Below are 24,500 nucleotides of genomic sequence, written 5' to 3' on the forward strand. Positions count from 1 at the left end.
GTGTGACAGTCGCCCATTGCGCACTTCACGTTCTAGCGATGCATGAATTATTTTATTAGCCTACCTATCTCTTCAACAATCAAACGAGCCGATTCCGGCTTACCTAGCCGTTTTGAAGCAGCCGACATAGAACTATGCATCGACGGGTTCTTCATAATTCGCTCGATGGAAGCAAATAAGGTCTTTCCTGATAAAGCTGGTTCCAGAATAACTTCGGCCGCACCAGACTTCTCCAGTGTTCTCGCATTTTTCTCCTGATGATTATTAGTCACATTCGGTGACGGTATCAGAATCGAGGGAATTCCGAGCGAGTTGATTTCAGCTAGAAAAGACGCACCGGCACGATTTACAATAAGCGAGGTACATGCCAGTACCTCCGGCATATTATGCACATAGGGTAGCACCTGTAGATTATCAGGCAATTGTCCCAGTTCAGAAGTAATTGCCTCTAATGTAGGTTTATAATAATTGTCACCTGTTACATATACAAAACGAATATGCTCCATCGACTTCACAAACGGAGCCATCGCAATCATAGCGTCGTTAATCGCCCTCGCTCCACGGCTACCGCCAACCACCAATACTACAGAACTGCCATTGGGCAAGCCTAGAGAGGCAAAGCCTTTATTCTTATCTGCCTCATGAACCGTTGTTGCCCGAGGATTTCCGGTATAAATAACTTTCTTTGCGCCAGAGAAAGACGCACTCGAGTCCTCAAAGCTCACGGCAACCGTAGATACATATTTACTTAAGAAACGATTGGTTAACCCCGGAACTGCATTCTGCTCGTGTATAATACTCGGAATTCCAAGCTTCGCCGCTGCATAAACAACCGGTCCACATACATATCCACCTGTACCGATTACCACATCCGGCTTGAATTGACGCAGTAACTTTTTGGAAGTTGATACGCCTCTGAGGAACCTAACAACCGTTTTAATATTTTCTAATGACAGCTTCCTACGGAAGCCGGAAATGTCGATCGCTTCAAATGGAATATTTTCTTTAGGCACCAAAGTGCTCTCTAATCCTTTTTGCCCACCGATATATAAAAACTCAGCATCGGGATATTCAGCAGCACATTGACTGGCAACAGCTAGTGCGGGATAAATATGTCCTCCCGTTCCGCCGCCGCTTAGTACTACGCGCATAGTCCTCACCTCGCATAACGGGATAAATTTAATAGAATGCCAAATGCTGTAAGCATTAGCGTTAACGATGAACCACCGTAACTGATCAGCGGTAGAGTAATCCCTGTGACAGGCATCAAACCGATGACAACACCGATATTAATAACAACCTGCACAGCTACCATTCCAACGATTCCGACGGCAAGTAAACTCCCAAAAGTATCATCTATAGTCATGGCAACTCTCATACCACGCCACACCAAAATCAAAAATAATAAGAGGACAAGCATGCCTCCAATAAATCCTAGTTCTTCAGCTAAAATCGAAAAAATAAAGTCAGTCTGGGGTTCAGGTACATAGCTGTATTTTTGACGACTCATTCCAAGCCCTAAACCTGCCAGTCCCCCTGGCCCAATGGCGTATAACGATTGAATAATTTGATATCCTGCTCCTAGTGGATCTGACCAAGGATCAAGAAACGCTGTAATCCGTTGAAGTCGATATGGAGCGGCTAAAATCAAACCTATGAATCCTAAGACACCTATCGATGCAAGTCCCGCCAAATGCTTAATTTTTGCACCGGCAGTGAAAACGATCAATAATGACGCTCCCATCATGACCGTTCCTGTCCCTAAATCCGGTTGGAGCATGATCAAACCGAATGCAGACCCCATGAGAGCGAGCGGAGGTAACAGGCCCTTGTTAAAAGAGGTAATTCTATAATCCTCTTTTCCTAACCAATACGAGAGAAACAAAATCATCCCAAGCTTCATGAATTCAGATGGTTGAATACCAAAAGAACTGATCCCAATCCAACTTCTTGCACCACCACGCACAACACCGACACCTGGAATTAGCACCAGTATAAGCATGCCGAAACAGATAATGAGTATGATCTTAGCATACTTTCGCACGATTCGATAATCCAAGTTCATCATGAAGAACATAGCAACCAAACCAAGTGTAGCGAATAATAGCTGACGCTTCACAAAATAAAAAGAATCGCCATAATCGTGAAAAGCGAGTACAGAACCCGCGCTATAGACCATTACAATTCCAATGGCCAGCAGTCCTAGAATGCTGGCCAACAACCAAAAATCCGGTGCCGTACGGCTCTTTCCCATCGTGGAAGCCACCTCTTAACCAGGAAGTAGGGGCTTATCCACCCCCCTACTTAAAGGGTATGCACCACCTCTTTAAAAATGCGTCCACGCTCTTCATAAGAAGCAAACATATCCCAACTAGCACACGCCGGAGAGAGCAATATAACATCTCCAGCCTTCGCCAATCTAGCAGCTTCTATTATTGCGGAGCGCAGACTTTCGGCAGCGTTATCTCCAGTATCGACAAGCTTAATGGCGGTTAATCCGGCAAGAGTCGCGACATGCCCGATTTTCTCCTTCGTCTCGCCAATCGCTACAACAGCCTTAACTCTGTCTTTAAACACAGGCAGCAACTCCATATAATCCGATCCCCGGTCCAGTCCCCCGGCAATAAGAACAATAGGAGCGCTTATAGCGCCTAATGCCATCGTTGTTGCCTTGGAATTAGTCGCTTTGGAATTATTATAGTAAGTTACACCTTCCTTAACATCCACATATTCCAGTCGATGCTCTACACCGCGAAAACTCCGCAACGGCTCTGCTAGAGCCTCTGGGGCCGCCCCGGCAGCAAGCGACACTGCAATCGCGGCAAGAGCGTTCTCAAGGTTAAAACGGCCAGGAAGAGCGATCTCATCCACCTCTACAATGGTATGTAGTTGACCCAGTGCATTTCTATAGACTAAAGTACGCTTCAAGCCATCTTCCACATCAGGTATAAACGAAGGTTGAACAAATACCCCTTCAGACTGTAATTCCTCTGTCATAGAGAAAGGCATTAGTCTAGCTTTAATATAGGGAACCAACTGTCTACAAACAGGGTCGTCCCAGTTGATCACAGCTGTGTCACTCTCACTTTGACAAGCAAACAGCTTGGCTTTGGAGGAGATATAATCCTCCATCGTGCCATGATAATCAAGATGTGTCTCCGCAATATTCAGCAGGCAACTGATCTTCGGTAAGAATTCCTGAGTCCCTTTTAATTGAAAGCTGCTCAGTTCAACTACCATCCAATTGTGCGATTCGGCATGTTCGGCAGCTTCACATAATGGTGTTCCGATGTTACCCGCTACAATTGGGTTAAGTCCCGCTGCTTCTAATATCTTTCCGACCCATGTCGTCGTTGTTGTCTTCCCATTAGAACCCGTTATACCAATGATTGGAGCACGGCACAAGTGATAGGCCACTTCAACTTCTGTCACTATTTCGATACCAAGTTCCAATGCTTTAGCCACAGGAGGCGCACTATAAGGAATACCTGGGTTTTTGACTACAAGCTGTACCTCCGGATGAATCAGTCCCTCCGGATGACCTCCGCAAACTACAGAAATTCCCAAAGCCTCAAGTTCAGAAGCTTCGGGACATTGTTGTCTTTCTTTTCTATCATTTACCGTTACGATCGCACCATGCCGATGAAGGGTTTTGGCGACCTGCACTCCACTCTTAGCGAGACCGAGGACAACCACTTGTTGCCCCCGGTATTCTTCTGGATGATTCATCACTACAACCCCTTGTTCAAATAAAGTCCAACTACCGCTAGTATGAGACCAACGGTCCAAAAAGTAACTACAACTCTCCATTCCGACCACCCTGATAGCTCGAAGTGATGGTGGATAGGACTCATCTTAAATACTCGCTTACCTCGCGTCTTAAAGGAAACTACTTGAATCACCACGGACAACATCTCGATAACAAAGATACCACCGATCACAAGAAACAGGAGTTCACTCTTCGTAATAATGGCTATCGCTGATATAGCACCACCGATACCCAATGAGCCCGTATCACCCATAAACACTTTCGCAGGATGCGCATTAAAGACAAGAAATCCTAGCACTGCTCCAATCATCGCTGCAGCGGAGACTGCTGCTGGGATCGATGTAGCCTGCATAGCAATAACTGCGTATGCTCCAAATGCAATCGCACTAACACCGGACAACAGTCCATCTAGACCATCGGTGAAATTAACCGCATTGGTTACTGCTAACATCATTAGTACAATAAAAGGATAGTAGAACCAACCGCCCCAATCAAAGGATACCCCAGTTCCCGGAATACCGATTGCGGTGCTATGTCCTTCTGAAATTAGAAGTGCAACGATGATACCGGCAAAAAGAAGCTGTCCGAACAATTTCTGCTTGGGCGTTAGTCCCAAGGAACGTTTGAATATGATCTTGATGTAATCATCTAAGAAGCCAACAAGCCCAAATCCAAGCGTGGCCACAAGCAAAATATAAAAGTCTGTATTAACGACAGAAAATTTCAAGAAAGCCAAAGTAAACGCCAAAATAATGATAATACCACCCATTGTTGGCGTTCCCGACTTCTTCTGATGAGATTCCGGTCCCTCGCCCCGTATCTGTTGTCCAAATTTCATTCTTCGTAGCAACGGAATAACAAGTGGAGCCGCAATAACCGCCAGAATAAATGAAACGCCGATCGTTATTAGTATAAGTCCAAAATCCATGGGATTACCCCCTTTCGCCGGTATTATTGTTGTAGATTAAAGTCTTTGACTGCATCAACGACTTCCTCCAGTTTCATTCCTCGTGACGCCTTAACAAGCAAGGCATCCTTCGGATGTAACATCGATTTCAACTTATCAATAAGCTCGATTTTATCAGTATATGCATGAATGTTGTTCGTGTCCAAATTTTCAGCAGCCGCTTCCGCTATAAACCCTGCCAAAGGACCGTAAGTGAATAATTGGTCCACCTTATCCACCGTTAGAAACTTGCCTATTTCCTTATGATAATCCTGCTCCAACTCTCCTAGCTCTAGCATATCACCGAGAATCAGAAACTTCCGTCGATATCCTTTCAGCTTCTCCATCACGCTGATTGCCGCTTTCATCGAGGTAGGGCTAGCATTGTATGCATCATTAAGAATCGTAATTCCGCTGATCCCGCTGACAATCTCAATTCTCATTCCTGTAAGTTCAACATGCTGTAGGCCTTCTCGGATCGCTTCCTCTGAAACGCCATAATGCCTAGCCACCGTCAGGGCAGCCAAGCAGTTTACAACATTATGTTCTCCAAGTAGTGGGAGTTGCAATGGCGTGCCCCCCTCTTTGCTCGAAGTAAACACGGTGCTCCCCTCCAAAAACATCATTCCACTTGGATAATCATCATTGGTTGCTTGTAATCCAAAGGTAGCCGTATTGAACTCCGTTGGTTTTATTGTAGCAGGGTCTTGTAGCGTCTTCGTTATCAAAGGTTCGTCTCCATTATAGACTAAGAGACCACCAGGTTTTAGTCCCGCTAAGATTTCCAGCTTGGCCCGAGCAATTTCTAATCTCGAACCGAGCTGCAAAAGATGAGACTCACCAATATTCGTTATAATAGCAGTCTCTGGTTCTGCAAGCATCGACAGCATTTCAATCTCTCCGCGCCCACTCATTCCCATTTCTAATACTACAATATCAGTATCTTCCGGCATCGCCAGAATAGTCAGTGGTAGTCCAATATGATTGTTAAAATTACCCTTCGTTTTATGCACTTTGTAGGTTGCCCTTAACAATGAGAAAACGAGGTCTTTAGTCGTCGTCTTACCATTGCTTCCTGTAATTCCAATCACTTTCGCTTTACATTCGAGTAGGTAATTCTTCGCGAGAAGTTGTAATGCTTGGAGCGTATCATCTACAACTACTGCTGGCCCAGGCGGTTGGCCATTGCTCTTTGACCACAGTAATGCTCCAGCACCAGCCTTTAAAGTATCACCGGCAAAGACATGGCCGTCAAACCGTTCTCCCCGTATAGGGACAAACAGACATCCGGCCGAAATACTACGGGAGTCAGTAGCGACTCCCTTTATGAATATGTCGGAATCGCCGACATTTGCGACATGTCCGCCGCACAACGCGGCAATTTCCGCTAAGCTTCTATTTATCACTTTGCCAAACCCCTTATCGCTTCTTTTGCAACGACACGATCATCAAAATCGTGCACCGCAGTTCCGATCAATTGATAGGTCTCATGACCTTTCCCCGCAATCAATACTACATCTTCATGGCTTGCCATTTCAATAGCCTTTTGAATAGCTTCCCGCCGATCAATAATAAGTTCATATTGTTCTGAGCTTACATTTGCTTCTTCCAGTCCAACCTTGATGTCCTTTAGAATCAACTCTGGATCTTCAGTACGAGGGTTATCAGATGTCACAATGACATGGTCTGCATACTGAGCAGCAATTCTCCCCATAATCGGCCGCTTCGTACGATCTCGATCCCCTCCACAACCAAAGACACAAATCACACGGCCTTTAGCAAACTCATTCACTGTCTTTAGTACATTCTCCAACCCATCAGGACTATGTGCATAATCAACAATCACTGCGAAATCCTGACCTTCTTCTACTGCTTCTACCCGGCCTTCTACACCAGGAATGGATTCCAAACTCGCCTTGATATCTTCAAGTGCAATACCCTCAAGTAGGGTTGCTGCAATAGCTGCCAGTGCATTATATACATTAAACTTACCAACCATACGAAGAGAAATATCCGTACTTCCGTAAGGAGAATCCACATGAAAAAAGGTCCCTTTAGAGGTTACTGCAATGTTCGAAGCGGAAACATCCGCCTTATTATCCACGCCATAAGTAAAAATCTCTGCCGCTGTCTGTTTGGCATAATATGCGGAAGCTTCATCGTCCACATTTAATACCGCATAGCTTCGCGATTCAGGGTCCGCTGCATAAGTGTTGCCTAAGCGAGAAAAGAACAGACCTTTTACAGCACGATATTCATCCATCGTCTTATGATAATCCAAATGATCTTGAGTTAAGTTTGTAAATACTGCGGTACGAAAATTTGTTCCTTTTACTCGTCCTTGTTCAAGCGCATGCGAAGATACTTCTATAGCACAATACTGAGTTTGTGCCTGAACCATCTCATGTAAATAGCGCTGTAAATCAAGCGACTCTGGTGTCGTTCCAGACATAGGAAAAGTTTGTCCGTTATATCTCCGCTCGATTGTACCGATCAACCCCGTATTTTTACCCTGCTCCTGCAGAATGCGTTCAATCAAATAAGTAGTTGTCGTCTTTCCATTGGTTCCGGTCACCCCAATTACCTTCAATTGAGAGCTCGGTGTTTGGAAGAAGACATTGCCTAGTACCGCCATAGCTAGCCGGCTATCTTTCACTTTAAGCTGAGGAAGCGATACATCTTCCAGCCATCTCTCCACTACTAGTGCGGAAGCACCCTGCTCAGCAGCCCGCTGTGCATAATCGTGACCATCAACTGTATGTCCCGGCAGGCAAAGAAACAAATCGCCCGGCTGAACTTTACGCGAATCAATTACGATTCCATTGCAGTTCGTCTCACCGTCTCCCTGTATTTGGGAAGCTATTAAGTAAGTTGATAAATCTTTTAGCAGCATAGATTACCCCTCCGTCAAATCCTTCAATTTCTGAAAAATACTCTTATATATATTATCACCAAAAAGCTGAAATTTCAGGATTTTTACTCACTGTGATCGTGGCCCTGTTCCGCTTCAGACTCGCTGCCCATATAAATTCGAATTGTCGAACCTTTTTCTACCCTCGCACCCGCCTTTGGTGCTTGATTAATAACCACAGTTCCTACGCCTGATTTAGCTAGATTAAAGTTCATGTTCATATCCTCATAGATCTCTTGCGCTGACTGACCAACCAAACTAGGGACCGTTACAATCGGTGTTTCTCCGTATTTATACTTCTTAACAACTTGATCCTTACGAGGTGGAACTTTCATATACTCCAGTGCATCCGCTAGAATGTTACGGACGATTGGCGCAGCGACAACGCCACCAAATTGAATCCCTTGTGGATTATCTATTGCCGTGTACACGACGATTTGCGGATCATCAGCTGGCGCAAAACCAATAAACGAGACAATGTGTTCATTTGAAGAATATCGTCCGTTTATAACCTTCTGAGCCGTACCTGTCTTCCCACCGACACGATAACCGTCGATAAACGCATTCCCTCCAGTTCCATTGGCCACTACGCTTTCCAAAGCGGAACGAACTAACTTCGAAGTCTCCTCGGAAATGACCTGCCGAACTAACTGTGGTTCCACATTCTCGACGACTTCTCCCGTCTCGGTATTAGTCCAAGATTTCGCTACATATGGTTTGTATAACTTCCCACCGTTAATAGCTGCGGAGACGGCCGTGATTTGTTGAATCGGTGTCACCGATACGCCTTGACCAAATGAAGTCGTTGCCAATTCTACAGGTCCAACTTGAGGCAATTTGAACAGAATTCCATTTGACTCACCAGAAAGATCAATACCCGTTTTGGTCCCAAAACCGAAGTCTTTGATATATTTGAACAGTGTTTCCTTACCTAAACGCTGGCCAAGCGCCACAAACCCTGGGTTACAGGAGTTCTCTACGACTTGAAGAAAGGTCTGACTACCGTGTCCGCCTCGCTTCCAGCATCGTAGTTTGGCACCGCCAACTGAAACATATCCTGGATCAAAAAAATGATCATTGTACAGGTCAACCTTCTTCTCTTCCAATGCTGCAGCAAGTGTAATAATCTTGAAAGTAGATCCCGGCTCGTAGGTCATCCAGATCGGCAAGTTGCGATTATAAACATCAGCTGGATACTCCTGATACTGCGACGGTTCATACCCCGGTCTAGCTGCCATGCCTAATATTTCTCCCGTTTTGGGATTCATCGCGATAGAAAGTGCAGAGTTGGCTTGCAATCTGGTCATGGCATCATCAAGTTCCCGCTCCATGATACTCTGAATAGACTTGTCTATCGTTAACTGCAGACTAAGGCCATCCTTCGGTTCTACATACTTCTCCGATGTGCCAGGCATCAATCTTCCACCAGCATCAGACAAATAGGATACACTACCATTCATACCACTGAGTTCACTATTATACTTGCTTTCAAGACCTGTTAGTCCTTGGTTATAACTCCCCGTAAACCCGAGAATATGGGCAGCAAGCCCTTCATAAGGATAATACCTTTTGTTATCTTCGGCAACAACAATACCCGGGAGACCCAAATCACGAATTTCTTGACCTTTTTCCATCGTAATTTTGCGTCCGCCGGGTTGTAACCTGACTATAGATTGTTTTTTGGTAATACTTTTCAGTACTGCTTCCTCAGTCATACCTAAGAGTGGTGCTAAACTTCGAGCCGTTAATTCAGGTGACTTAATCTGCACCGGAATAGCCATGACAGTTGGTGTAGTTATATTATAAGCTAACGTAATTCCGTTACGATCACTAATTTCTCCGCGTTTAGCAGAAAAAGGAATATTACGACGCCATAAATCCTCCGCCTGAGCTGACAACTCTGCACCTTTGCCAAATTGCACATAGGCAAGCCGTACGGCAAGTGCCGCAAACAGCAAACATAACAGCATTAGAAGCCATAACAGCCTCCGTCTGACGATAACCTTGGAATTTTTCATAGATTGCCCTCCTTGTTACTTCCTGAGACATGAATTGTTCCATATCATGATTATTCAGGACAAGGAGGCGTTAGAACAAGCTATGGCGACTCGCCAGTCTCATCTTCCGGAACAGTAGATGAGTTACTTCCCTCCGCGTTCTCATTCTCTGCGGGCGGTTCCAAGATGAGAGTGACCACTCTTTGGCCATTCTCCTCTGTTGAAGTTTGATCAACCACATACCCTGCTCCCTGTCCTTTAACCGATACTTGAAGTACCGATAATAGTTCCATTGCATCGCGGAGCGATTCACCTTTAAGACTCGGGATTTTCATGTTTTTCCCTTCCTCAGTGAGTAGATACATGTGCTGTCCCGATTTGAGTAGATTTCCGGCTTTAGGAAATTGAGAGACAAGGTCTGAACCTTTGCCTAAAGTAACATAGGAAATTCCTTTACTAGCGAGTAGATCTTTGGATTCTCTTATGGAAAGCCCCTTTAAATCTGGCGCTTTGGAAGTATTGCTTTGAGACCCGGTTGTTTTATTTGAAGTATCATCAGCATATTTCTTAGGTACACCCATATATTGCAGCGATTGATTTACAATTTTCTTAAAGATCGGTGCTGCAATCGCCCCACCACCAAGATCTGAATTCTTAGGTTCATCGATTACAACAATTACAGCAATTTTAGGATCATCCACAGGTGCATATCCGATAAATGAAACAACCTGTTTCGTGTAATCATATACTCCCTTAACAGGCTTCACGGCGGTACCTGTCTTACCAGCAACGCGGTAACCATCGATATAAGCATGTCGCCCCGTCCCGATCTTCTGGTCCGATACGACCTGTTCCAAATAACTGCTGACTTCCTTTGCCGTTTCAGGTGTAATGACTTGGCGAACAACCGTGGGTTGTGTCTCTATCGTCTCATCCGTCTGTGGGTCGGTAATTGACTTCACAATGTGTGGCTCCATTAGGTTACCACCATTAGCCACAGCAGACACCCCAACTATTTGTTGTAGTGGTGTTACTACCAAGGTCCCATGACCGTATGACATCGCCGCAAAGTCGGCTGGTTGGACTGGCGCAACAGTACCTTTTGCCTCTCCTGGTAACTCAATCCCCGTCTTTTGTCCAAAACCAAAATTGTCGACATATTCCTTTAAGCGCTCAGGGCCGAGCATTTCGTATCCCAATTTAACAAAGGAAACGTTACTTGAGCGCTTGACTCCCTCTAAATAACTAATCGGTCCCCAACCTGACCTTTTAACATCATGGATGGTCTGCCCTGGCACTCGAATACTACCTGACATATACGTCGCATTTGGATCAAACAATCCCTCCTGAACCGCACCAGCCAATGTCACGATCTTGAACGTGGAGCCTGGCTCGTATGTTGATTTAATCGCATGATTATAAAAGTTCTTCTGATCGACATCTTTCCAGTATTCATTTGGATTATACGTAGGCATATTTGCCATTCCGAGAATTTCCATTGTCTTAGGATCAGCTGCAATGACCGTCATACTGATCGGATCTAACTCCTCAAACGCTTCCTTCATAGCTTCTTCAATATAATACTGAATTGTATCGTCTATCGTGAGTTGCAGATTCTTACCATTCTTCGCAGGCGTATATATCTCACTGGCTTTGGGAATTTCAATCCCTCGACCATCACTTTTATATTCAATTGAGCCATTGTGGCCCATAAGTTCCTCATTGTAATAGGCTTCTAGTCCTGACACCGCATTACCTTCACGATCTGCATAACCCAGAATATGAGCTGCAAGAGTCTCCTTAGGGTAATATCGCTTCTGTTCCTTAATCAGAGTAATGCCTACGTCTTCTAAATCATGGCTTTCCATGAGCTCACTTTTGAATTCCTCGACCTTATTTCTTAGCTCCTGATCGATCTTCCATCCTTCTTTGCGTACTTCTCGTTGGGGATAAAATTCACCGTTCTCTCGCTTCGCGTTAACTAGTACTCTTAGTTCGCTCTCTTTCTTATCCAAGATCTTACTTAGGCCCTCTACAATCTCGTCCTGAAGATTATATTGGTTAATGATCTTCGGATTAACGGCTACGGTATATGCAGGTGCATCAATAGCCAGCACGTCTCCATTTCTGTCTGTAATCACCCCACGTGAAGCCGGCAAGATTTTTTTCTTAGACCATAGTTCCTCAGCATGTCCCTGCCAAAAATCTGCCTGAACTACCTGAATCACAAACACTTTTCCTACCAATAAAGCAAAAAAGAGGGTGATGCACCCTCCTATCAACAGTGTTCGAAGCTTAATTCTCTTTATCATAATAGGACCTCATCAATTCTTTATTTCTGAACCGTAGTTGTACTGTCACTGTTAGCTATGGTCTGCCGTCGATGTTGGAACCGTTACGTTAAAGCCTTCCACTAGCGGCTCTACGTAGCCAAGTTCTGCCGCTTTTTCAGGAATTTGCTGTTCTAATACTTCCTTCTGGATGGATAATTCATTGATTTCTGTATTCATTTTCTGAATTTCCGCATCCATGTTATACATTTGTCGTTTAATATTGTATATCCCCGAATTCTGCAATAACAGACCACCCATTACAGCTACACAGATTAGAACCGTCAGCAAATAAAGGAGCTTCTCTCCTACCGGAAGTTGTGACCGGCGTGTTACAACTTTGGTCGTCTCGCGGTAACGCTCTGGTTGGTAGCTGCGTTCCGCAGACTTTTGTTTTACTGCCAAATTCCCCCGTGTATACGCCATATCACTTTTCCTCCGCTAAGTATTGCAATTTCTCCGCCACACGCAATTTTGCTGAGCGCGCCCGGGGATTTTGTTCCAGCTCTTCATCTGACGGAACTACTGGCTTCCGGTTGATTAATTTAAGCTGACCTTTATTACCGCATACGCACATTGGAAAATCAGATGGGCATGTACATTTTTCCACGTATCCGACAAATATTTGCTTACAAATTCGATCTTCTAACGAGTGGAACGTAATGACGGAGACTCGTCCTCCAGGTGCTAAACATTTAACCGCCGCATGCAACGCTTCTTCAAATGCGCCTAGCTCATCGTTCACCGCAATACGTAACGCTTGAAAGCTTCGTTTGGCAGGATGCCCACCCGTACGACGTGCTGCTGCAGGTATTCCTTCTTTAATCAGTTCAACAAGTTGTCCTGTCGTCTCTATCGGGCTTTCTTCACGCTTCGTTACGATGACCTTAGCAATCCGTCTAGAAAACTTCTCTTCGCCGTATTGAAACAATATTTTGGCGATATCTCGCTCTGACCATCCATTGATAATCTCTCTTGCCGTGAGTTCAGCAGTTTGGTCCATTCTCATATCAAGAGGTGCATCCGCGTTGTAACTAAACCCACGCTCTCCTTCATCAAATTGTGGAGAAGATACACCAAGGTCAAACAATATCCCATCTACTTGAGGAACGCCTTGAACCTGTGGCACTCCTTCTATCTGAGCCAACTTCTCTTCTAAGTGTCTAAAATTACTTCTAACCAAGGTTAAACGTTCACCTTCCGAGGATAGATGTTCTTTCGCGTTATCTAGCGCCCAATCATCTTGATCGAAAGCGATTAATCTGCCTTCTGTACCAAGCTTGGATAAAATAACTGCACTGTGACCGCCACCTCCAAGGGTGCAATCTACATAAATGCCATCAGGCTTAATGTGCAGCCCTTCTGTCGCTTCTTTCTTAAGCACCGTGATGTGATGAAACAAGCTGCAGCCCTCCAGACAAAAATTTATAAATCAAAATTAAAATCAACCAACTTCTCGGCAATTTCGTTAAAGGTATCTTCTGACTGTTGAAAGTATTGTTCCCATGTATCCCGGCTCCAAATCTCAACACGGTTCGACACACCTAGAACAACGCAATCCTTCTCCAGCTTTGCGTAATCCCTCAAACTCCCCGGTAAATTTACCCTTCCCTGTTTGTCCCACTCACATTCCGTTGCCCCGGAGAAAAAAAATCGGGTAAACGCACGTGCGTCGGATTTCATCAGAGGTAGAGCTTTAAGTTTCTGCTCAAGTACTTCCCATTCTTGCAGTGGGTAGACAAACAGACATTTGTCTAAACCGCGAGTGACAACAAAAGAGGAGCCCAGGAGGTCACGAAATTTAGCCGGTATAATAACCCGACCCTTATCGTCAATGCTATGTTGAAATTCTCCCATGAACATTGGATAACTCACTCCTTACCTCTTTCCCCCACTTTACACCACTTTTCACCACTTATAAATACTTATTATTCAACATCGATGTAAAAACTCCTTCTAAAGTTCACAATTTTTTTATTGGTAAATTTTTATATCACTATCTACTCTCAATAATATCCAAAATAAAAATGCCTAAATGAACGTTAGCAAACATGTGTCTAACAAATTTAAAGATATTTTGCATAATCTATAATTCTTACTCTAACACCTGAATTAATCGAACAATAAATTATCCTTTACCAATCTACAATTGTAAAACGAGTTTTCTTTATTATATAGATCCTACTCGACATTACATGTATGACTCAATATCAGCATTCATATTTAGAATTCGTTATTCAACAAGAATTTGGGCCGTTATCAAGCAAGTGAGTTCTCCAAATTCCTTTACTATTCTCTCAATACAATAAACCCAATGCCTTTTAGGCATTGGGTTTATTGTGTATTGAATCTAAATTTCAATAAACTATAAATTGTTGAAATAAGTATAAATTAGTTCTCTTCAAGATAATAAACAGTACCAGAATATACAGCATTATACGACCCACCAATAGAAGCGCTTGTACTCTCTAATTGAATGTAACCCATCCAATAACCTTCTTGATACCAATAAGTTTGCGGGATAGAAACACCCTTCGCAAAATTAACAACCTTAGAGACGGTTTTATATGGCGCCCTCATTTCGATACTAGTTGGACTTACCTCAGTTCTTGACGATGTCGCAGAAGCAAAAGGTAATGAGACAAGTGAACTTATTACGACTGAAGCCAACAACACACCCAAAAATTTATTCTTTACCATAATTAATACCTCCATATATTGTAATTGATTACAATTACATGTTACATTATTCATTTTGTCGAAGTAAGGGGAATTATGTAATATAACTAAATAAAAGGAATATATCGATCCAATGTGTCGACAATGTGTCTATGAGGCCGCCTACTTTCCGAGAATTTCTGATACAAATAGGGCTCCGTTTCCTGAAAATGATCAAATCCTGTCACAAATTCCTGTATCCCTATCCCCATTTCTTCTGAATGTGTATATTAATATTAACTATTCGTCACTTCATCGAAACGTAAGGGCTTTGATAACCATTACAAAATTGTCTGAACCATATTCAATTAATCAAAGAAAATCATTCTGTACATGTTACTAACTTATATGACCACTATGTACTGATTTTGGCTGCCGTTAAATTCAGACGGCAACTTCATCTTTCTTCAAAAAAACCTTCCCCAAGTAACGGGAAGGTTTTTGAAAATTACCTTATGAATAATTAATGTTCCTGCCAACTGTCCAAATACACCCGTTGCTCTTCTGTGAGTACATCGATACCGAGACCAAGACTCTCTAATTTATAACAAGCCACTTGCTCATCAAGCTCATACGGCACATTTACTACCGTATTTCCAATACTCTCATAAGATTCGTTCACGTATTTCAATGACAAAGCTTGTAGTGCAAAGGTCATATCCATAATCTCAGCCGGATGACCGTCACCAGCAGCAAGGTTAACCAAGCGACCTTCCGCAAGCACGTATATTTTACGACCATCTTTCAATTGATATTCTTCAATATTACGACGTACTGTGCGAACAGAAGTTGATCTTTCCTTCAGTTCCGGTTTATTAAACTCAACATCGAAATGACCCGCGTTAGACAAAATTGCTCCGTCTCTCATCACTTCGTAGTGCTCACCACGAATAACATCACGATTACCTGTTACTGTGACGAAGAATTCGCCTACTTTAGCTGCTTCAATCATCGGCATAACTTGGAATCCGTCCATGTAAGCTTCAACTGCTCTAATTGCATCAATCTCAGTTACTATAACGTTCGCACCAAGCCCTTTAGCTCGCATAGCAACGCCTTTACCACACCAGCCGTATCCCACAACAACGACATTCTTACCTGCCACTACTAAGTTGGTAGTACGATTAATTCCATCCCAAACCGACTGTCCTGTACCATAACGGTTATCAAATAGATATTTGCAATACGCATCGTTTACAGCCACCATCGGGAACTTGAGGCTATCCTCTTTGTCCATTGCTTTCAAGCGTAGAATCCCCGTTGTGGTCTCTTCAGCTCCGCCGCGGACATTCTCCATCAAGTCTGGACGCTCAGAGTGCATAATAGAGACGAAATCGCCACCATCATCAATAATTAGATCTGGTTTGTTCTCAAGAGCCTTAATCATAAGCTCTTTGTATTCAGCCGGATCCGGATTATATTTCGCATAAACGGTCACACCATCTTCTACTAACGCAGCGCACACATCATCTTGAGTAGATAATGGATTGCTCCCCGTAATCGTCACTTCGGCTCCACCAGCTTGCACCACTTTTGCCAAATAAGCAGTCTTAGCTTCAAGGTGAAGAGAAATAGCTACTTTTAGTCCTTTAAAAGGTTGTTCAGCTTCAAACTGCTTACGGATTCTCCCAAGTACCGGCATATGAGCCTCTACCCAGTCGATCTTCAAATGTCCTTCAGGGGCTAGCTTCAAATCAGCAACAATACTGTCCTTAATTGATTGTGAGTTCATTGTAATACCCTCCTAAAAGTTTTGTTGGTAATACATGGATCAAAACCAAAATCAGCGGTTGAAAGACCCTATAGAGGAAAGCAGCGTTACGTTTTGGAGGATGTTACCATCACTGTTAAAGGGGGATTTCCTGAATTGGACATCAGAAGGTAGAAATCCTCCTTTAAAGGTGAACGCTTCGCTTGTCCACATTCCTCCAAAACTCCACTGTTGTATTCGTTTTTTCCATCCACTGATTTTTAGATTGAGCTTAATACATTAATGAATAAGTTTGTTCAAAACAATTAATTAACCTCAAAGATTGGGTATAGGCTAGAGTGTGAAATGATTCTGAAGAAGCGAAGCGTTCGCCTTTGTTCCTGGATTTCTACCACAGCAGAATTCGTAAAATCAAGGAAATCAAGGAACAACAGCGATCCTAAGAACATTTCATACTCAAAGCCAATTAACCAAAATTAAAGTTTAACTTATAGAGACTCGTGAACATAAACTCACAAATAGATAACTCTGTGACTTCCCGTTATGTCATACGGAATTTCCATCAAATCATCGATCCAATTCATCCCGTAACGGTTCAAATAATAGAAAATATTATACACACGCTCTTGTGGTTTGTTCTGTGGAAATAGTGAGAGCTCAATCCGTTCAAAGTGCCGCAAGCCCACTTCATTAACTTTCTCTAAGGCATCCTTAGAGCGACCACGCAAATATTCAATTTGATCAAATATTTTGTCCTTGTTAGCACTCCCCAATTTCAGCAGCCCATTCTGAATACTACCAAGCTGCTCAATCAACGGTTCATACATATCACCAAAGGTTGTTTTGATCTCATCAAACCTAGCATCTAAATGTACCGAATCCTGTAAAGCAAGCCAAGACTCACGTTTCTCGCGGAAAATTTCTCGATCCTTTACATCTTCCCAGGTCAAATCATACTTGTCCATCTGTTTCTGTAGCGTTCCTTCAACAACAGTAAAGGACATCCGAGGCAACAATATCGGCATCTTAAGTCCAAGTTGATCAAACGCCCGACGTGTTAACGCCCAATAAGCGATCTCTCCGGCACCAAGTACCGATCCCAGTACAGGTAGTAAGCTATCCTGCATCAGTGGACGAGTGAGTACATTATTACTGAAACGCTCAGGATGTGACTGCAGCACCGACAGGAGTTCCTCCTCCGTAAAAGCAACCTTCCCTTTTCGATCCGTAAATTTACCATCACGCTTAAATAGCAGAAGTCGATCACCCTCGTGGATGTAGAACAGGTTAGCTCCGCCTTCAGCTACATCAGCCTGTGGTGTTCCTCCCAGCGAAGCTATGTGATCTGCAGAAGCAAAGTATGCCGATTCTAATTCATCATTTCTAGTAATGATAGTTTGAAATACTGGAATCTCAAGTCTACGAAGAGCTGGATCCGCCGAGTCCAACAGAATCAATCCATACTTACCGAACCAAATACCTAGAAGCTTTGCGAAACTTTCGCTTAAGGTTGAAGATTCGGCGAAAGTTTGTCTCAAGTTCTCCATAAGTCCCGCCTTAAACTCACTACCAGGCAACATCAGTTCTAATTCCTCTGAAACTCTGTCCCACTCTTCTTTACTAACCTCAGTCAAGCTTACCGGAGAACGTTTCTCATCCTCTCTTGGCACGCGAATCCGACTGATTTGCAAATCCGAGGATAATACAAACGTATGATTCACTTCGTCCCAATCATGATCTTCGCCTGCAATCCAGAAGACGGGTACGACTGGGCGCCCCAGTTTAGATGACGCATGTTCTGCGGCCTTAATAATACTTATCGCTTTATATATAACAAGTAGCGGGCCTGAGAAGAGACCACTTTGTTGCCCTCCGACTATTACCGCAGTCCCAGGGTTCTCCAACTTATTCAATGACTCCGTGACAGCCTCATTAGAATTATGTAGCAAGTTATATTCCCGCAAAGTAGTTACAAGTACCTTACGTTCGATCCGTAAATCCTCAGTTCCATCTAACCACTCAATCCGTTTAGCCCAATCCCCCTCATCAAGAGGATTACTTTCATATAAATGTCCTACCGAGGCAAAGTCACTGATTAGTGCTTCCGCCAGCGGTTGAGTGGACAGTAATGGTTTATGAACAACTTCCATTTCTTGTTTACCCTCCTATTCTGCCTTAAAGCCTTCCTTGATTGTACCGAATATTCATAGCACACGTCAAAGTAAACCTCATAGAAACCCATGAAAAAAAGTACTCATAACTGAAAAACAGTTATGAGTACTTCTATACTTTTATTTTAGCCTTACTTGTTACTTAGTAGGCATTGATACCCAATGACCTTTGGACACTTCAACAAGCTCAGAGTTGTCCAAATTAAAGTTGTTATTCGTATCATCAAGTACAATACGCTTCTTATTAGCCTCAATTGCCGGATCCGGAATTGGAATAGCCGATAAGAGTGTTTTTGTATAAGGATGAAGCGGATTAGCGTAAAGTTCTTCACTTTCCGCAAGCTCAACGATCCGACCTAAATACATTACCGCTACACGGTCACTAATATGCTTCACCATCGAAAGATCATGCGCGATGAACAAATAGGTTAATCCCAAGCGATTCTGTAAATCTTTAAGCAAGTTAACAACTTGTGCCTGAATGGACACGTCAAGTGCAGAGATCGGCTCATCGCAAATAATGAATTTAGGATTTACCGCGAGTGCTCGAGCAATCCCGATACGTTGCCGCTGACCACCGGAGAATTCATGCGGATAACGAGTGGCATGGTCTGGATTGAGTCCAACCATATCGAGCAAATCTTCTACGCGTTTTTTCCGTTCTTTTTTGCTTCCTGCCATATTATGAATATCTAGTGCTTCACCGATAATATCCGTAACCGTGAACCGTGGATTAAGCGATGCATATGGATCCTGAAATATCATTTGCATATCGCGACGCATCGCCTTCATTTTCTGCGGGGACAGTTTATAAATATCTGTTCCTTCAAAATGAACACTTCCACCAGTCGGTTCATACAAACGTAGTACAGTGCGTCCTGCTGTAGACTTACCGCAACCAGATTCGCCTACAAGGCCTAGCGTTTCACCTTTGGCTATCGAGAAGCTGATATCATTTACAGCTTTGAGCATGTTTCCTCCGCCCACGTTGAAATATTTCTTAAGACCTTTTACTTCGATTAGATTTTCACTCATTATGATTGCGCCTCCTTAGCCATCGGATGCAGATCCCAGCAACGCGCAGTGTGCGTTTCGCTAAATTGAGTAGCTGCCGGATCAATTCTTTCACAAATTGCCATCGCTTGATCACAACGAGCAGCAAATGGGCAACCGATAGGTGGCTTGATCAAATCTGGCGGAGTCCCGATAATTGGAATAAGCGGCTCGCCTTTCTTCTGATCCAACCGAGGCATGGAACGTAACAAGCCTTTTGTGTAAGGATGCTGAGGATTATTGAATATTTCCCATCTGTCCCCAGTTTCCACCACTTCACCTGCATACATAACGATGACACGATCACACATACCAGCAACAACACCTAAATCATGGGTAATCAAAATGATGGATGTACCTAGACGTTGCTGCATATCCTTCATAACATCCATAATCTGAGCCTGAATTGTTACATCAAGAGCTGTCGTTGGCTCATCCGCAATAAGAAGTGCCGGACGGCAAGCTAGAGCAATCGCAATCATAACACGCTGGCGCATACCGCCGGAGAACTCATGAGGATATTGGTTAAAGCGGGCTTCTGCATTTTTAATGCCGACAAGCTTCAGCATTTCAATGGCCTCTTTTTTCGCCTCGCCCGCTGACATATTCTGATGTTTGATTAAGACTTCAGTAATTTGTTTACCAACTCTGATGGTAGGATTCAAAGATGTCATAGGATCTTGAAAGATCATGCCAATATCTTTACCACGAATGGCTTCCATTTCTCTCATACTCTTCTTCAAAATATCCTGTCCATGGAACAGTATCTCGCCTTGTTTGATTTTACAAGGAGGTGACGGAATTAGACGCATAATCGTTTGTGCGGTAACACTTTTACCGCTCCCTGATTCACCGACGATCGCCACCGTCTCCCCTTGTCCTACTTCAAAGTTCATACCACGAACAGCTTTCACTTCTCCACCTTGGACTTGAAAGGAAACATGTAAATCTTTGATTTGTAAAATCGGTTTCATCATTTTCACCTCCTATTTCTTCAATTTTGGATCAAGCGCGTCACGTAGACCGTCGCCAAATATATTGAATGAAAGCATCGTCAAACTGATTAATAGGGCCGGGAACAACATCCGCCACGGATAATACAACCAACCAGTAAGCGCATCATTGATCATTGAACCTAGTGAAGCGACAGGTGCCTGAACACCGAGTCCAAGGAAACTTAAGAATGCTTCAGCGAAAATCGCATTCGGCACTGATAATGTTACTGTAACGATAATTGGTCCCATCGCATTCGGTAACAAGTGACGGAATAACAATCTCCCCCAACCTGCCCCCATGGAACGCGAAGCCAGTACGAACTCACGGCTCTTCAGTTGCATGATCTCGCCTCGGACGATCCATGACATGTTAATCCACCCTGTGATGGTTAGAGCTAATATAATAGTCGGTAGGCTAGGCTCCATAACAACAAGCAACAGGATCGTTACAAGCAGATACGGAATTGCATACAATATTTCCGAAAATTTGTTCATAATATTATCCACACGACCACCGAAGTACCCCATAATACCGCCGTAAATAACGCCGATAAAGAGATCGATCATAGCCGCAGCTAAACCAACGATCAGAGATATCCGAGCACCATACCATGTACGAACGAACATATCTCTTCCTAAATCATCCGTCCCAAACCAGTGTTCTGCGGAGGGCTTCTGATTCGTGTTGAGCAAATCATTGGAGTAATAATTATATTTCGAAATCCACGGGCCGACTATGGCAGCAATAACGATCAATCCAAGAACGCCAAGTGCTGTCATGGCCATCTTGTTAGAGCGTAGCCGTTGCCAAGCGTCACGCCAAGCTGATAAGCTTTCACGTTGAATTACTTCGGCCTGCTTCTCGTCCGAACCGATCTTCCTGAAATCTTCAGGCTTTAAATCTACCGGTGATGACATCACTGTAATATCATTAGTATCCAAAGTTTAGTCCTCCTTTCCACCACTAAGTTTGATCCTCGGATCAACAAATACATAAGCAACGTCAGTCAAGAAACGTGCCACCATCAACAATGCTCCGTAAAAGATCGTAATCCCCATAATAACCGGATAATCACGAACTCCAATAGCTTGTACAAACTGCTTACCGATACCACCAATACCGAATATTTGCTCGATAACGACAGAACCCGTAACAATATTTGCAGTCATGGGACCTAAATAAGTAACTATAGGCAGAATACCATTCCGAATAACGTGTTTGAACAATATTGAGTACCAACGTAAACCTTTAGCTCTTGCTGTCTTGATATAATCGGCATGCAATACTTCTAGCATACTCGATCGTGTCAAACGAGCAATAAATGCAATCGGCTGTGCCGCTAGTGCTGCAACTGGTAAGAAATAATACATCGGACCTTTAAAACCCATCGTCGGGAACATGTGTAACTTTGAGGAAAATACATATTGCAGTAGACTCGCAATTACAAAGCTGGGAACCGCGATTCCGAGTACAGCCACCACCATCGCTATATTATCGATCATTCTGCGATGATACAGTGCTGCCAAGAGACCTAGGACAACACCCACAATCACAGAAACAACAATCGCTACTAGACCTAGTTTTAGTGAGGCAGAGAAAGTTTGTCCGATAATGCTGGACACATCTTGATTAATTTTCTTCATTGAAATACCAAAATCACCTTGCGCGATATCTCCCAGGTACTTAAAGTACTGCTGGTATACGGGCTTATCCAAACCATAGTGCTCGTTTAATCGCTCTTGAATCGCTTCTGGAACCTTTTTCTCCGACATGAAGGGGTCACCTGGAATTGCTTTCATAAGAAAGAAGGTGGCAGAGATTAAGATGAACAGCGAAATCAATGTATAGAACAGTTTGTTTGCAATATAACGTGCCATGCCCGTTAGCACCTCCTCTTATCAAATATTCGACATAAATCGATTTTAGGATAAACTTTTTCATTTGTCTATTTCATATATTGCCAATCCGCACAAGGCTGGATCGATTTTCCACATAAAAAAGACGGGATATATATGGAATACCCAATATATATCCCGTGATGCCTCATTCAATTAACTTATTAAACAAATAATTAATGTTCTATCAGGTAAGCGTGGTTGTAATTCACAGCACCACTATAGTCAACAATTATATTCTTTACATAAGGTTTAACAACCGAAACGTTCGTATAGTAATAAATAGGCATTACTGCCATATTGTCTTTGATTAAAATTGATTCTGCTTTAGCCAGATTCTCATCACGCAATTTGACGTCAGCTTCTTTTTTGGAATCCTCGATTAATTTATCGAATTCCTCATTTTTGAAGCCAGTATCATTATTACCACTGTTTGATGTCCATAGATCCAAGAAGGTCATTGGGTCATTGTAATCAGAAACCCAGCCAGAACGGGCAACTTGGTAATCAAGATTACGACGAGTTTCTAGAAAGACACCGAATTCTTGGTTTTCAGTTTGTACATCAACACCCAGGTTCTTCTTCCACATATCAGCAACAGCTAATGCGATTTTCTTATGACTTTCACTGGTATTGTAAAGCAATTTAATTTCTGGAAGTTTCGTATAATTTTCTTCCTTCATACCCTCTTCAAGAAGTTTCTTCGCTTCATCAATATTTTCTTGGAAGTAATCATCTTTATGCTCTTTACGGAATTCTCCATCGGCTCCCGCAACATTTAAAGGAACATAACCGTACGCAGGAGTTTGACCACCTAATGTTACTTTCTCGACAATATCTTGACGATTAATCGACATTGCAAAAGCTTTACGAATTTTGTAATTATCGAAAGGTTTAGCAGTTAAATTAAATTGATAATAGTACACACTAGCAACAGATTTAATATTAAGTTCGTCTTTAAGCTCGTTCTTCAAAATCGGGATTTGGTCTGTAGGAATTTCGCCATTAGGATGACCCGCACGATCCAATTCACCGTTTTTGTAACTTGCAAGTTCAGTCGCACCACTATCAACCAAAGATATATTAATCTTGTTCAGTTTGATGTTATCCTTATCCCAATAATTGTCATTTTTTGTCACTTCAATCGTTTGTCCCTTAGTCCACGTAGTCAAAGTAAACGGTCCATTTACGATCATCTTGTCTTTATTAACTGCCCATTTTGCATCGTCTTTAACCGATGAATGCACCGGAAAAAATGTGTAAAAGGAAGTTAGTCCCAAGAAGTAAGGTGTTGGAGCAGTTAGATTGACTTCAAGTGTGTAATCATCAACAACTTTCACACCCACTTCATTGAAATCTGTAATCTTTCCTTCATTATACTCCTGAGCATTTGCAATGTAATACAGTTGATATGCATAAGGTGGAGCGGGGTCGGTCTTCGGATTCAATACCCGTTCCCAAGCAAATAGGAAGTCGTTAGCTGTTACAGGATCACCATTACTCCACTTTGCATCCTTACGGAGTTCAAATGTATACTTCGTTCCATCAACACTATACTTCTCAGCCGCAGCAGGAACAGGTTGATTGTTCTCATCCATAGCTGTAAGACCTTCATACATCATGTTAAGTACTGTATGTGCTTGATTGTCTTGAGCCTGACCAGGATCAAAAGTAGGTGGTTCCGAAGCCAGATTGATTCTTAATGTTTGATCTGCTGCCAACACTTCTTCAGCACTTGCTCCATTGTTGGTAGCACTGTTCCCTCCATTTGACGCATTATCCTTAGATCCACAAGCTGAGAGCAGCGTGCCGATAGCAAGGACAAATGTCAGCAGAAGCAATAAACTTTTATTCTTCTTCATCTTGCAAATTCCCCCCTAAAAAAAGTTTTTGGTATATGTTTTAAGATTATACAACCAGCGGTCAAAAAAATCCATTAAATATTAAGGACATAGGGTTGCACATTCTAAAAAAAACAAAATTATTAACAATATTGTCTATTA

Annotated in this window: 19 protein-coding genes; all 19 read right to left on the reverse strand. The window is 42.9% G+C overall.

The genetic code is table 11. The annotated features are described in order from the left end of the window. Positions 1-47: 47 nt before the first annotated feature. Positions 48-1,151 carry an undecaprenyldiphospho-muramoylpentapeptide beta-N-acetylglucosaminyltransferase gene (gene murG / locus NST85_RS19820; protein WP_341190167.1) on the reverse strand — a complete coding sequence of 368 codons (1,104 nt, stop codon included), beginning with the start codon at positions 1,149-1,151 and terminating at the stop codon, positions 48-50. A 5-nt stretch (positions 1,152-1,156) separates the two neighbouring features. After that, entirely contained in the window at positions 1,157-2,254 is a 1,098-nt protein-coding gene (gene spoVE, locus NST85_RS19825) for a stage V sporulation protein E (protein WP_127191126.1), read from the reverse strand. A gap of 50 nt (positions 2,255-2,304) precedes the next feature. Beyond that, positions 2,305-3,729, reverse strand: a complete 1,425-nt coding sequence (gene murD / locus NST85_RS19830; protein WP_341190168.1) for a UDP-N-acetylmuramoyl-L-alanine--D-glutamate ligase — start codon at positions 3,727-3,729, stop codon at positions 2,305-2,307. Positions 3,730-3,731: 2 nt separating this feature from the next. Further along, on the reverse strand, positions 3,732-4,697 hold the full coding sequence (gene mraY / locus NST85_RS19835; protein ID WP_127191128.1) for a phospho-N-acetylmuramoyl-pentapeptide-transferase: 966 nt from the start codon (positions 4,695-4,697) through the stop codon (positions 3,732-3,734). A 23-nt stretch (positions 4,698-4,720) separates the two neighbouring features. Then, complete coding sequence (locus tag NST85_RS19840) at positions 4,721-6,121, reverse strand: UDP-N-acetylmuramoyl-tripeptide--D-alanyl-D-alanine ligase (protein WP_246053990.1); 1,401 nt, start codon at positions 6,119-6,121, stop codon at positions 4,721-4,723. Then, a complete protein-coding gene (locus NST85_RS19845) occupies positions 6,118-7,608 on the reverse strand; it encodes a UDP-N-acetylmuramoyl-L-alanyl-D-glutamate--2,6-diaminopimelate ligase (RefSeq protein ID WP_341190169.1) in 1,491 nt (496 codons plus the stop codon). Before NST85_RS19845 ends, NST85_RS19840 begins: the two co-directional genes overlap by 4 nt. Before the next feature lie 83 nt (positions 7,609-7,691). Next, positions 7,692-9,644, reverse strand: coding sequence for a stage V sporulation protein D (locus NST85_RS19850; protein ID WP_127191130.1), 1,953 nt, complete (start codon positions 9,642-9,644; stop codon positions 7,692-7,694). Positions 9,645-9,724: 80 nt separating this feature from the next. Next, complete coding sequence (locus tag NST85_RS19855) at positions 9,725-11,935, reverse strand: penicillin-binding transpeptidase domain-containing protein (protein ID WP_341190170.1); 2,211 nt, start codon at positions 11,933-11,935, stop codon at positions 9,725-9,727. Between the two features lie 51 nt (positions 11,936-11,986). Next, positions 11,987-12,379, reverse strand: a complete 393-nt coding sequence (locus tag NST85_RS19860) for a hypothetical protein (protein WP_127191132.1) — start codon at positions 12,377-12,379, stop codon at positions 11,987-11,989. 1 nt (position 12,380) lies between these two features. Next, complete coding sequence (gene rsmH, locus NST85_RS19865) at positions 12,381-13,355, reverse strand: 16S rRNA (cytosine(1402)-N(4))-methyltransferase RsmH (protein ID WP_341190171.1); 975 nt, start codon at positions 13,353-13,355, stop codon at positions 12,381-12,383. Positions 13,356-13,378: 23 nt separating this feature from the next. Next, entirely contained in the window at positions 13,379-13,816 is a 438-nt protein-coding gene (gene mraZ, locus NST85_RS19870; protein WP_127191134.1) for a division/cell wall cluster transcriptional repressor MraZ, read from the reverse strand. 528 nt (positions 13,817-14,344) lie between these two features. Then, entirely contained in the window at positions 14,345-14,653 is a 309-nt protein-coding gene (locus tag NST85_RS19875; RefSeq protein ID WP_341190172.1) for a hypothetical protein, read from the reverse strand. A 481-nt stretch (positions 14,654-15,134) separates the two neighbouring features. Next, positions 15,135-16,403, reverse strand: coding sequence for an adenosylhomocysteinase (locus tag NST85_RS19880; protein WP_341190173.1), 1,269 nt, complete (start codon positions 16,401-16,403; stop codon positions 15,135-15,137). A gap of 491 nt (positions 16,404-16,894) precedes the next feature. Continuing rightward, a complete protein-coding gene (gene bshC / locus NST85_RS19885; RefSeq protein ID WP_341190174.1) occupies positions 16,895-18,532 on the reverse strand; it encodes a bacillithiol biosynthesis cysteine-adding enzyme BshC in 1,638 nt (545 codons plus the stop codon). 159 nt (positions 18,533-18,691) lie between these two features. Continuing rightward, positions 18,692-19,588 carry an ABC transporter ATP-binding protein gene (locus NST85_RS19890; RefSeq protein WP_341190175.1) on the reverse strand — a complete coding sequence of 299 codons (897 nt, stop codon included), beginning with the start codon at positions 19,586-19,588 and terminating at the stop codon, positions 18,692-18,694. Then, complete coding sequence (locus NST85_RS19895; RefSeq protein ID WP_341191140.1) at positions 19,588-20,580, reverse strand: ABC transporter ATP-binding protein; 993 nt, start codon at positions 20,578-20,580, stop codon at positions 19,588-19,590. Before NST85_RS19895 ends, NST85_RS19890 begins: the two co-directional genes overlap by 1 nt. A 12-nt stretch (positions 20,581-20,592) precedes the next feature. Continuing rightward, positions 20,593-21,519, reverse strand: coding sequence for an ABC transporter permease (locus NST85_RS19900; RefSeq protein WP_341191141.1), 927 nt, complete (start codon positions 21,517-21,519; stop codon positions 20,593-20,595). Between the two features lie 27 nt (positions 21,520-21,546). Continuing rightward, positions 21,547-22,479: an ABC transporter permease gene (locus NST85_RS19905; RefSeq protein ID WP_341190176.1), complete on the reverse strand. Its 933-nt coding sequence runs from the start codon at positions 22,477-22,479 to the stop codon at positions 21,547-21,549. A gap of 194 nt (positions 22,480-22,673) precedes the next feature. Then, a complete protein-coding gene (locus tag NST85_RS19910; protein WP_341190177.1) occupies positions 22,674-24,359 on the reverse strand; it encodes a peptide ABC transporter substrate-binding protein in 1,686 nt (561 codons plus the stop codon). Between the last annotated feature and the right edge of the window lie 141 nt (positions 24,360-24,500).

Source organism: Paenibacillus sp. FSL K6-2524, assembly GCF_038005525.1.
Classification (GTDB): Bacteria; Bacillota; Bacilli; order Paenibacillales; family Paenibacillaceae; genus Fontibacillus; species Fontibacillus anaericanus.

Coding starts and splice junctions, on each gene's coding strand:
- murG (WP_341190167.1), bottom strand. CDS start 1,151: ATGCGCGTAGTACTAAGCGGCGGCGGAACGGGAGGACATATTTATCCC.
- spoVE (WP_127191126.1), bottom strand. CDS start 2,254: ATGGGAAAGAGCCGTACGGCACCGGATTTTTGGTTGTTGGCCAGCATT.
- murD (WP_341190168.1), bottom strand. CDS start 3,729: ATGAATCATCCAGAAGAATACCGGGGGCAACAAGTGGTTGTCCTCGGT.
- mraY (WP_127191128.1), bottom strand. CDS start 4,697: ATGGATTTTGGACTTATACTAATAACGATCGGCGTTTCATTTATTCTG.
- NST85_RS19845 (WP_341190169.1), bottom strand. CDS start 7,608: ATGCTGCTAAAAGATTTATCAACTTACTTAATAGCTTCCCAAATACAG.
- NST85_RS19850 (WP_127191130.1), bottom strand. CDS start 9,644: ATGAAAAATTCCAAGGTTATCGTCAGACGGAGGCTGTTATGGCTTCTA.
- NST85_RS19855 (WP_341190170.1), bottom strand. CDS start 11,935: ATGATAAAGAGAATTAAGCTTCGAACACTGTTGATAGGAGGGTGCATC.
- NST85_RS19860 (WP_127191132.1), bottom strand. CDS start 12,379: ATGGCGTATACACGGGGGAATTTGGCAGTAAAACAAAAGTCTGCGGAA.
- mraZ (WP_127191134.1), bottom strand. CDS start 13,816: ATGTTCATGGGAGAATTTCAACATAGCATTGACGATAAGGGTCGGGTT.
- NST85_RS19875 (WP_341190172.1), bottom strand. CDS start 14,653: ATGGTAAAGAATAAATTTTTGGGTGTGTTGTTGGCTTCAGTCGTAATA.
- NST85_RS19880 (WP_341190173.1), bottom strand. CDS start 16,403: ATGAACTCACAATCAATTAAGGACAGTATTGTTGCTGATTTGAAGCTA.
- bshC (WP_341190174.1), bottom strand. CDS start 18,532: ATGGAAGTTGTTCATAAACCATTACTGTCCACTCAACCGCTGGCGGAA.
- NST85_RS19890 (WP_341190175.1), bottom strand. CDS start 19,588: ATGAGTGAAAATCTAATCGAAGTAAAAGGTCTTAAGAAATATTTCAAC.
- NST85_RS19895 (WP_341191140.1), bottom strand. CDS start 20,580: ATGAAACCGATTTTACAAATCAAAGATTTACATGTTTCCTTTCAAGTC.
- NST85_RS19900 (WP_341191141.1), bottom strand. CDS start 21,519: ATGTCATCACCGGTAGATTTAAAGCCTGAAGATTTCAGGAAGATCGGT.
- NST85_RS19905 (WP_341190176.1), bottom strand. CDS start 22,479: ATGGCACGTTATATTGCAAACAAACTGTTCTATACATTGATTTCGCTG.
- NST85_RS19910 (WP_341190177.1), bottom strand. CDS start 24,359: ATGAAGAAGAATAAAAGTTTATTGCTTCTGCTGACATTTGTCCTTGCT.